This is a genomic window from Streptomyces sp. MA5143a (genome assembly GCF_900290235.1).
Classification (GTDB): Bacteria; Actinomycetota; Actinomycetes; order Streptomycetales; family Streptomycetaceae; genus Streptomyces.
On the sequence record NZ_OLMK01000001.1, the window covers coordinates 196,759 to 206,402 of the forward strand.

The 9,644-nt window shown below is 73.1% G+C and carries 7 protein-coding genes and 1 pseudogene; 6 read left to right on the forward strand and 2 right to left on the reverse strand.

Annotation, left to right across the window (positions count from 1 at the left end):
* Positions 1–51: 51 nt before the first annotated feature.
* A complete protein-coding gene (locus tag SMA5143A_RS00830) occupies positions 52–528 on the forward strand; it encodes a DUF6099 family protein (RefSeq protein ID WP_055543252.1) in 477 nt (158 codons plus the stop codon).
* A gap of 186 nt (positions 529–714) precedes the next feature.
* Here the strand turns inward: SMA5143A_RS00830 and SMA5143A_RS42840 are convergent, their stop codons facing one another.
* Complete coding sequence (locus SMA5143A_RS42840) at positions 715–882, reverse strand: hypothetical protein (protein WP_181361659.1); 168 nt, start codon at positions 880–882, stop codon at positions 715–717.
* A gap of 239 nt (positions 883–1,121) precedes the next feature.
* On the opposite strand from SMA5143A_RS42840, the gene SMA5143A_RS00835 reads away from it, so the two are divergent.
* The gene (locus tag SMA5143A_RS00835) at positions 1,122–2,045 is read left to right on the forward strand and encodes an LLM class F420-dependent oxidoreductase (RefSeq protein ID WP_107460863.1); all 924 of its coding nucleotides are present in this window, start codon (positions 1,122–1,124) and stop codon (positions 2,043–2,045) included.
* 145 nt (positions 2,046–2,190) lie between these two features.
* Here SMA5143A_RS00835 and SMA5143A_RS00840 read toward each other — a convergent pair whose 3' ends face one another.
* The gene (locus SMA5143A_RS00840; RefSeq protein WP_107460864.1) at positions 2,191–2,817 is read right to left on the reverse strand and encodes a class I SAM-dependent methyltransferase; all 627 of its coding nucleotides are present in this window, start codon (positions 2,815–2,817) and stop codon (positions 2,191–2,193) included.
* A 221-nt stretch (positions 2,818–3,038) separates the two neighbouring features.
* On the opposite strand from SMA5143A_RS00840, the pseudogene SMA5143A_RS00845 reads away from it, so the two are divergent.
* The 4 genes and pseudogenes from SMA5143A_RS00845 to uppS all read left to right on the forward strand — a co-directional run.
* Positions 3,039–3,170, forward strand: a pseudogene (locus SMA5143A_RS00845) (SDR family oxidoreductase); the annotation flags it as partial.
* 161 nt (positions 3,171–3,331) lie between these two features.
* Complete coding sequence (locus SMA5143A_RS00850) at positions 3,332–4,951, forward strand: 3' terminal RNA ribose 2'-O-methyltransferase Hen1 (protein ID WP_107460865.1); 1,620 nt, start codon at positions 3,332–3,334, stop codon at positions 4,949–4,951.
* On the forward strand, positions 4,948–7,518 hold the full coding sequence (locus tag SMA5143A_RS00855; protein WP_107460866.1) for a polynucleotide kinase-phosphatase: 2,571 nt from the start codon (positions 4,948–4,950) through the stop codon (positions 7,516–7,518). The genes SMA5143A_RS00850 and SMA5143A_RS00855 overlap by 4 nt, the downstream gene beginning before the upstream one ends.
* 190 nt (positions 7,519–7,708) lie before the next feature.
* Positions 7,709–9,496 carry a polyprenyl diphosphate synthase gene (gene uppS, locus SMA5143A_RS00860; protein ID WP_107460867.1) on the forward strand — a complete coding sequence of 596 codons (1,788 nt, stop codon included), beginning with the start codon at positions 7,709–7,711 and terminating at the stop codon, positions 9,494–9,496.
* Positions 9,497–9,644: the final 148 nt, after the last annotated feature.

Sequence of the window (9,644 nt, forward strand, 5' to 3'; positions counted from 1 at the left end):
AGAGGTCGGGCGGGACGTGTGAGAGCGCGTCGGGACAGTCGGGAGCAGCGCATGGACGCGGTGCGGCTCATCTTGGCGAGCAGGCGCGCTCTGGCGGGCAGCGTCGAGGAACCTCAACTGATGGCGGAGGCATGGCAGGCGTACGCCCTCGCGCAGGCGATCGGCAGCCGCCTCGCCGTCTCCGGACCACCCGAACTACGCGGTGAGGCACTGGGGTTGACCGAGCTGGCGGGCAGCGGCTGCGGCATACTCGGCGCTCCTCCGCTCGGGGTGGGCGATTTACGCGCCGCCCAGCTCACCGAGTTGGGCGACGCCCATGACTCCCTCACCCGCCTCGGCGGCCTCCTCGGCGAGGTCGGTATCGCCCTGGTCGGCCTGGCCAGCGCCGCCGACGAGGAGTCGACGTACTGGCAGTGCATGGAGGCGATCGACGCCGCCGACGAGGCCCGCGACAGAGTCCTCGAAATGCTCCGCCGTCTGGCGGTTCGGGACCAGGTCCTCGCGGAACGGGACGCGGCGGCCAGCTGAACCGTTCTGACGCCGGGGGAGGGGAGGAGGGGCGAACAGCGCGGTTCCCCGCGCCCCGACGAGGACCGGCCCCGCCCCCGCCGCACAACCGGGTGCACCCGCATCGGACGGCGGGACGGTCGACGGCTGGGCGGTCGGGTGGTCGGGCGGTCGGGCGGTGAGGCCGGTCGGGCGTCGCGGGGGCGGTCAGACGGAGTCCGAGCCCTCCGCCGGGGCGGGACGCGGCGCCGACAGATCGGCGTCGAGCTGGGACAGGTCCGCGTTCAGGGCAGCCATCAACTCCTCCATCTGCTGGAGCAGACCCTTGGGCTGCGCAGGCACGGTGGCCTGCTCCGGCACGGCTTCCTGGGACATGTGACGGCCTCCTCGGCCCTCGCCCCCCGAGGGGGCACGTGTGGGAGCGCCCCGGCAGCGACCGCCGGCGACGGGTGCCGGGCGGTCCGGCTCCTCCCGAGCAACGATCACCGTTGCCGCCGGTCACTGGCGCCGCCCCTCGCAGACACCGGATCGACGCATTTTCACCCGACAGGGCACCACGAGCGCGGCCAGGACCGGTGGAGTTGACCGGCGTCCGAGCGTGCAGGATGGAGGGCATGGATCTTCGCATCTTCACCGAGCCCCAGCAGGGCGCGACCTACGACAAGCTGCTCACCGTCGCCAAGGCCACGGAGGACCTCGGCTTCGACGCCTTCTTCCGATCGGACCACTACCTCCGCATGGGCTCCGTGGACGGGCTGCCCGGCCCCACCGACGCCTGGATCACCCTGGCCGGGCTCGCGCGGGAGACCAAGCGCATCCGGCTCGGCACCCTGATGACCGCAGGAACCTTCCGCCTGCCCGGTGTGCTCGCCATCCAGGTCGCCCAGGTCGACCAGATGTCCGGCGGCCGCGTCGAACTCGGCCTGGGCGCGGGCTGGTTCGAGGAGGAGCACAAGGCGTACGGCATCCCCTTCCCGAAGGAGAAGTTCGCGCGCCTGGAGGAGCAGCTGGCCATCGTCACGGGGCTGTGGGCCACCGAGGTCGGCAAGACCTTCTCGTACGAGGGCACCCACTACCAGCTGACCGACTCGCCCGCGCTGCCCAAGCCCGCGCAGGCCAAGGTGCCGGTCCTGATCGGCGGGCACGGCGCGAGCCGCACGCCGCGCCTCGCCGCGCGGTACGCCGACGAGTTCAACATGCCGTTCGGCTCGCTGGAGGACAGCGAGCGGCAGTTCGGGCGGGTCCGTGCGGCAGCCGAGGAGGCCGGCCGCAAGGGCGACGACCTCGTCTACTCGAACGCGCTGGTCGTCTGCGTGGGCAAGGACGACGCCGAGGTCGCCCGCCGTGCCGCCGTGATCGGCCGCGAGGTCGACGAGCTCAAGACCAACGGGCTCGCCGGCACCCCCGCCGAGGTCGTCGAGAAGATCGGCCGCTACCAGGCCATCGGCTCGCAGCGCCTCTACCTCCAGGTCCTCGACCTCGACGACCTGGACCACCTGGAGCTGATCTCCTCGCAGGTGCAGTCGCAGCTGTCGTAGGGCCGGCCCCCTCGGACGACTCGGACCAGGCCCCGCGCCCCCGGCGGGATGCGCGGGGCCCGGTCCTCGGCAGGGGGTGTGGGGCTCCGCCCCTGGCCGGGGGACGGAGCTCCGCCCCGGCGCCCGCCCCTCGGCGGTCCGGCACTCAGCCCGCGGCGCGGGCGTGCACACTCACCGCGTACCCGCCGCCCTGCTCGTAGGGGGCGCCGTCCCAGGTGGCGAAGCGCTCCCGGAGGGACAGTCCGGCCTGCTCGCACCAGTCGTCGAAGTCGTTGAGGGTCACCGTCGCCTCGGGCAGTGGCAGGTGAGCCGTGTCCAGGCCCATACCGGTGACCAGCAGCCCGCCGGGGCGCAGTACGGCGGCCAGTTGCCGGACCACGGTCGGCTCGGTGCCGGGGGCGAGCAGCGGGATGACGTTGCCGGCGGCGACCACCAGGTCGAAGTCCGAGTCGAGGCCGAGGGTGTCCAGGAGGGCGAGGTCCCCGTGCAGCCACCGTGAGGCGGGCGCCTCGCGCCGGGCCACGGCCAGCATGGACCGGTCGATGTCCACCCCCGTGCAGTGGTACCCGAGCTCGGCGAGCCGGATGGCGACCCGTCCGGTGCCGCAGCCGGCGTCGAGGATCCGGGCGCCGGGTTCCAGCAGCGCGGCGCAGAAGGTGGCCTCTCCGTGGACGTCCTGGCCGGAAGCGGCGAGCCGCGCGAACCGCCGGGCGTACTCCTCCCCGCCCTGCCCGCCCGTCAGCTCCGCCCAACGATCCCGCTGCGTCCCCATGTCCCGCGTGCCCTCCGCTCAGCCCTCGTCCCCGGATCGAGGCACCGTCCCGGCGCCCCGACCGATCGAGGCACCGTCCCCGGCGCCCTCACCGATCGTCGCACGAGCCGCCCGACCCGACCCGACCCGCGCCGCCCGACCCGACCCGCGCCGCCCGGATCTCCAGGGGCGAACACCAGGTCCGATTCCCGCCGGTTTCCGGTGCCGGCGGCGGCGATGCTTCCGGCTTCACCGCTGTCGGCCGCTACGCGCAAGCCGCCGAGATCGCGGGCACCGTCGCCCACCTGGCAGGCCCCGACGGCGCGTACATCACCGGAGCCTCGATCCACGTCGACGGCGGCTTCACCGCCTGACCCACGAACGCGGCGCCTCGACACCCCGCACGAGGACGAGGTGACGGCCGGTGAGCCGCCCACCGGCCGTCGTCCGGTCCGGGCCGAAAATACTCACTGACCAGAGCACGTTCTCTGTAGGTTGTAGGGACACTTCCAACCCGACTCGAGGCCAACTCCACGTGTTCCTGACGATCAGTACCACCGGCACCCCAGAGCGCCCCGCGACCGACCTCGGTTACCTGCTGCACAAGCATCCCGACAACGCGCAAGCGTTCTCCACGTCGTACGGCAAGGCGCATGTCCTCTACCCGGAGGCGGGCGTCGAGCGGTGCACGGCCGCGCTGCTGCTGGAGGTCGACGCGGTGGCCCTGGTCCGGCGGGGCAAGGGCAAGGGCCGCGGCGGCGCCCCGGACGCGGCGCTCGCCCAGTACGTCAACGACCGCCCGTACGCGGCCTCCTCCCTGCTCGCCGTCGCGCTGAGCAGCGTCTTCTCCAGCGCGATGAGCGGCCGCTGCACCGCCCGGCCCGACGCCCCGGGCGAGGCCCGCCCCCTGCGCATCGAGATACCCGCGCTGCCCGCGCGCGGCGGCCCCGACCTCGTAGCCAAGCTGTTCGAGCCGCTCGGCTGGACGGTCACCGCCGAGGCGGTGCCGCTCGACACACAGTTCCCGGAGTGGGGCGCCTCCCGGTACGTCCACCTGGTCCTGGAGTCGGAGTCGCTGACCCTGTCCGAGGCACTGCGCCACCTCTACGTCCTGCTGCCGGTCCTCGACGACGCCAAGCACTACTGGGTGTCGTCCGACGAGGTCGACAAGCTGCTGCGGGCCGGTGAGGGCTGGCTGTCCGGCCACCCGGAGCAGAAGCTGATCACCAGCCGCTATCTCTCCCGCCGCTGGTCGCTGACCCGCCAGGCCATGGAGCGCCTGGAACTCGTACGCCTGGCCGAGGCCGACGACAGCGAGGTCGAGGAGATCGACAACGCCGTCGAGGACCCGGAGGAGATGGAGGAGACGGCGGCGACCGATGCCTCGGATGCCGCCGGTGCCTCCGATGCCGCCGGGACGGCCGGGGGAACGGACGGTGCCGTCCCCACCACCGCCGACAGCCCCGTCCCCACCACCGCAGACGGCCCGGCCGAGACCGCCGTGCCCACCGAGGACAGGCCCACCCCCCTCGCCGTGCTCCGCCGCGACGCGATCATCGCGGCGCTGAAGGACTCCGGTGCCGCCCGGGTGCTCGACCTCGGCTGTGGGCAGGGCCAGCTCGTGCAGGCGCTGCTCAAGGACCCGCGGTTCACCGAGATCGTCGGCACCGATGTGTCGATGCGCGCGCTCACCATCGCCTCCCGCCGCCTCAAGCTCGACCGCATGGGCGAGCGGCAGGCCTCGCGCGTGCAGCTCTTCCAGAGCTCCCTCGCCTACACCGACAACCGGCTGGGGGGCTACGACGCCGCCGTGCTCTCCGAGGTCATCGAGCACCTCGACCTGCCCCGGCTGCCCGCCCTGGAGTACGCCGTGTTCGGCTCGGCCCGCCCCCGGACCGTCCTCGTGACCACCCCGAACGTCGAGTACAACGTCCGCTGGGAGACCCTCCCGGCCGGTCACGTCCGCCACGGCGACCACCGCTTCGAGTGGACGCGCGAGGAGTTCCGCGCCTGGGCGGCCACGGTGGCCGAACGGCACGGCTACGACGTCGCGTTCGTGCCCGTCGGACCCGACGACCCGGAGGTGGGGCCACCCACCCAGATGGCCGTGTTCAGCATCAGCGACAGGAACGAGAAGGAGGCGAAGGCGGCATGAGCGACACCACCGTGGAGACCGGCGTGCGGAAGGCCGAGGGGCGCACCCTGCCCGTCACCGACCTCTCCCTCGTCGTCCTGATCGGCGCCTCCGGCTCCGGCAAGTCGACCTTCGCCCACAGGCACTTCAAGCCCACCGAGATCATCTCCTCCGACTTCTGCCGGGGCCTCGTCTCCGACGACGAGAACGACCAGAGCGCGACGAAGGACGCCTTCGACGTGCTGCACTACATCGCCGGCAAGCGGCTCGCCGCCGGCCGTCGTACCGTCGTCGACGCGACCAGCGTGCAGTCGGAGTCCCGCAAGCAGCTCATCGACCTGGCCCGGAAGCACGACGTGCTGCCGATCGCCATCGTGCTGGACGTGCCCGAGGAGGTGTGCGCCGAGCGCAACGCGGCCCGCACCGACCGCGCCGACATGCCGCGCCGCGTCATCCAGCGCCACACCCGCGAACTCCGCCGCTCACTGCGCCACCTGGAGCGCGAGGGCTTCCGCAAGGTGCACGTCCTGCGGGGCGTGGCCGACGTCGAGAACGCCACGATCGTCACCGAGAAGCGCTACAACGACCTCACCCACCTCACCGGCCCGTTCGACATCATCGGCGACATCCACGGCTGCGCCCACGAGCTGGAGGCACTCCTCGGCAAGCTCGGCTACGTCGACGGTGTCCACCCCGAGGGCCGTACGGCCGTCTTCGTCGGCGACCTCGTCGACCGCGGCCCGGACAGCCCGGGCGTCCTGCGCCGCGTGATGTCCATGGTCGGCTCGGGCGACGCGCTGTGCGTGCCCGGCAACCACGAGAACAAGTACGGCCGCTACCTCAAGGGCCGAGGCGTCCAGCACACCCACGGGCTCGCCGAGACCATCGAACAGATGGAAGGTGAGAGCGAGGAGTTCAAGAAGCAGGTACGGGAGTTCATCGACGGACTCGTCAGCCACTACGTCCTCGACGGCGGGAAGCTGGTCGTCTGCCACGCCGGCCTGCCGGAGAAGTACCACGGCCGCACCTCCGGCCGGGTGCGCAGCCACGCCCTGTACGGCGACACCACGGGGGAGACCGACGAGTTCGGGCTGCCGGTGCGCTACCCGTGGGCGGAGGACTACCGGGGCCGCGCGGCCGTCGTCTACGGCCACACCCCGGTGCCGCAGGCCACCTGGCTGAACAACACCATCTGCCTCGACACGGGCGCGGTGTTCGGCGGGAAGCTGACCGCGCTGCGCTGGCCGGAGCGCGAACTGGTCGACGTACCGGCGGAGCGGGTCTGGTACGAGCCGACGCGACCGCTGGCCTCCGAGGCACCCGGCGGCCACGAGGGCCGGCCGCTGGCCCTGACGGACGTGCACGGCCGCCGTATCGTCGAGACCCGCTACGACGGCCAGGCCCGCGTCTCGATCCGCGAGGAGAACGCGGCCGCCGCGCTGGAGGTCATGAGCCGTTTCGCCGTCGACCCGCGGCTGCTGCCGTACCTCCCGCCGACCATGGCGCCGACGGCCACCTCGCACGTCGAGGGCTATCTGGAGCACCCGGCGGAGGCGTTCGCGCAGTACAAGGAGGACGGGGTCGCGCGGGTCGTGTGCGAGGAGAAGCACATGGGCTCGCGGGCCGTCGCCCTGGTCTGCCGTGACGCGGACGCGGCCCGCCGACGGTTCGGTGTGGACGGCCCCACCGGCTCCCTCTACACCCGTACCGGCCGCCCGTTCTTCGACGACGAGGCCCGCACCGAGCTGGTCCTCGGCCGGGTGCGCGAGGCCATGACGGCGGCCGGGCTGTGGGAGGAGCTCGACACCGACTGGGTGCTGCTCGACGCCGAGCTGATGCCGTGGTCGCTGAAGGCGTCCGGGCTGCTGCGCACCCAGTACGCGGCGGTCGGCGCCGCGTCCGGCGCGGTGTTCCCCGGGGCGCTGGCCGCCCTGGAGGGCGCGGCGGCACGGGGCGTCGACGTGGGCGGGTTGCTGGACAAGCAGCGGGAGCGGGCCGCCGACGCGGCCGCGTTCACCGAGGCGTACCGGCGCTACTGCTGGCCCACCGAGGGCCTGGACGGGGTGCGGCTCGCCCCGTTCCAGATCCTCGCCGTCCAGGGCCGCAGCCTCGCGGCGCTGCCGCACGACGAGCAGCTCGCCCTGATCGACCGGCTCGTCGAGTTCGACGCCAGCGGACTGTTGCAGACCACCCGGCGCCTCTTCGTGGACACCGGCGACGAGGACTCGGTCCGCGCCGGCGTCGACTGGTGGCTGGAGATGACGGGCCGCGGCGGCGAGGGCATGGTGGTCAAGCCGGTCGGAGCCGTGGTCCGTACGGAGCAGGGGCGGCTGGTGCAGCCCGGCATCAAGTGCCGGGGCCGGGAGTACCTGCGCATCATCTACGGCCCGGAGTACACCCGCCCGGACAACCTGGCCCGGCTGCGCGGCCGTTTCCTCAACCACAAGAGGTCGCTCGCCATCCGCGAGTACGTCCTCGGTCTGGAGGCCCTCGACCGGCTCGCCGAGGGGGAGCCGCTGTGGCGGGTGCACGAGGCGGTGTTCGGGGTACTGGCCCTGGAGTCGGAGCCGGTCGACCCCCGGCTGTGACCGCCGGGCCTGCGCCTGTGCGGCGACTTTGCGGCTGATAATGTCGCAGACAGGCGTGGCCGTGCTCCGCGTTCGAATGGTTTCAGCGGTTCCGGCACTGCTCGGGGGCAGCGATCGCAGCCAATCGCAGGCGATCGCTGTCACCCGGGTCGGTCCCATCGGTTCCATTCGAAGGTATGCGGGGTACCCCATGCGTCGCAGTACAGCGCAGTCCGGGCGACAGCGATCGGCACTCGACGCCGCCTACGACGAGTGCCGCCGCCTGGTCCGCACGACACGGCCCACCGAGTACGCCCTGATGGGTCTGATGCCCCCGGCGGCCCGGCCCGCCTGCTGGGCCCTGTACGCGGCGTTCGCCCACGCGGACGACCTGCTCGACTCCACCGACGGCACCCCCGAGGAGCGCGCCGACCGGCTCCGGGAGTGGCGGACGGCGCTGGAGGCCGACCTCACCAGCGGCACCAGCGACGACCCGATCCGGCTCGCGCTGACCGACGCCGTCTGGCACTGGGGGCTCGACCTCGGCGACCTGCTGGGCGCGCTGGAGGCGGTCCAGCGGGACGGCGACCGGCAGTCCGTCGCCACCTGGCAGGAGTGGCGGGAACGGTCCCACGCCCAGAACATCAGCTGGCCCGAGCAGTTCATGCGACTGCTCGTGCGGTGCGGCCTGCCCGTCCCCGTACGGTTGCGGGACGTGCCGGGCTTCACCCGTTTCGTGGAGGGGCTGTTCCTCGCGGACATGCTCCGCGACCTCCCCGAGGACCTCGACGGCGGCCATGTCTGGTTCCCGACCGAGGTGCTCGACCGGTTCCAGGTCGCCCCGGCCGACCTGATCGCCCGTCGGTGGACCCCCGCCGTCCGGCGGCTCATCGCCCACCTCACGGGTGAGGCCCGCGACTGGCTGGAGGGCGCCCGCCGGGTCCTGCGCGGCAGCCTGCCGCTGGGGCCGGCGATCGTCCTGGACACCACCGTCGACCTGTTCACCGCGGAGCTGGACGCGATCATAGGCGCGGGCCCCGCCGCGCTGAGCCGGCCCGTACGCGTCCCCCGGCACAAGCAGTGGCGCGTCCTCGGCCCGGCCCGCGCCCGCGCCGCCGCGATCTGGCGGCTGACCCTGCCGCCCACCACAACCACTCCCGGTGGCCGCCCGGCCCCGGGCCCCGACACCGACGCCCCGCACCCCACCCCCGAGTGGCAGCCGGTGCCGGTCGCCGAGCCGCCGCTGCCGCCGCGCCCCCACGTCGACGGCGTACGCCCGCCCGAGATCGCCGCCGCCCAACTCCCGAACCACGTGGCCATCGTCATGGACGGCAACGGCCGCTGGGCCACCGGCCTCGGCCTGCCCCGCGACGAGGGGCACCGCGCCGGGGCGGTCGCCCTGCGCGACGTCGTCCAGGGCGCCCTGGAGATCGGCCTGCGCCATCTGACGGTGTACGCGTTCTCCACGGAGAACTGGAAGCGCTCACCCGACGAGGTCTCCAAGCTGTTCGCCATCATGCGCGCCGAACTCCTCGACGGCGAACTGCTCCAGCACGACGTGCGCCTGCGCTGGATCGGCTCCCCCGACGGCCTCCCGGACGACGTCGTCGAGGTCCTGCGCTCCCAGGAGCGCGCCACCCGCCACCGCACGGGCCTGACCCTCAATGTCTGCGTCAACTACGGCGGCCGCGCCGAACTGACCCAGGCGGGCGCGGCCCTCGCGCGTGCCGCCCTCGCCGGCGACATCGACCCCTCCCGGGTCACCGAGCAGCAGTTCGCCGCGCACCTCCCGCACCACGCCATGCCCGACGTGGACCTCCTGTGGCGCACCAGCGGCGAACTCCGCATCTCCAACTTCCTCCCCTGGCACGCCCACTACGCCGAACTCCACTTCACCGACGCCCCCTGGCCGGAGGCCGACCGCCGAGACCTCTGGCAGGCCCTGGAGACCTACACCCAGAGAAAACGCCGCAAGGGAGCGGCAACGGAAACGAAGTAGCGGGCCAGAGGGGAGGCACGGAGGGCAGAGGGCGCAGCCCCCGCCCTCCAGGGGCGTGGGGAACTGCGCGACCGGCCCCCACGCACCCGCGGACACACACGCGCGCATCCCCGGGGGCGAAACCCTCACCCCACGAGCCGCAACCGCA

Bases quoted from the DNA above. Each gene is read 5' to 3' on its own strand.
- SMA5143A_RS00855 (WP_107460866.1), top strand. From the start codon at position 4,948: ATGAGCGACACCACCGTGGAGACCGGCGTGCGGAAGGCCGAGGGGCGC.
- SMA5143A_RS42840 (WP_181361659.1), bottom strand. From the start codon at position 882: ATGTCCCAGGAAGCCGTGCCGGAGCAGGCCACCGTGCCTGCGCAGCCC.
- SMA5143A_RS00835 (WP_107460863.1), top strand. From the start codon at position 1,122: ATGGATCTTCGCATCTTCACCGAGCCCCAGCAGGGCGCGACCTACGAC.
- SMA5143A_RS00840 (WP_107460864.1), bottom strand. From the start codon at position 2,817: ATGGGGACGCAGCGGGATCGTTGGGCGGAGCTGACGGGCGGGCAGGGC.
- SMA5143A_RS00830 (WP_055543252.1), top strand. From the start codon at position 52: ATGGACGCGGTGCGGCTCATCTTGGCGAGCAGGCGCGCTCTGGCGGGC.
- uppS (WP_107460867.1), top strand. From the start codon at position 7,709: ATGCGTCGCAGTACAGCGCAGTCCGGGCGACAGCGATCGGCACTCGAC.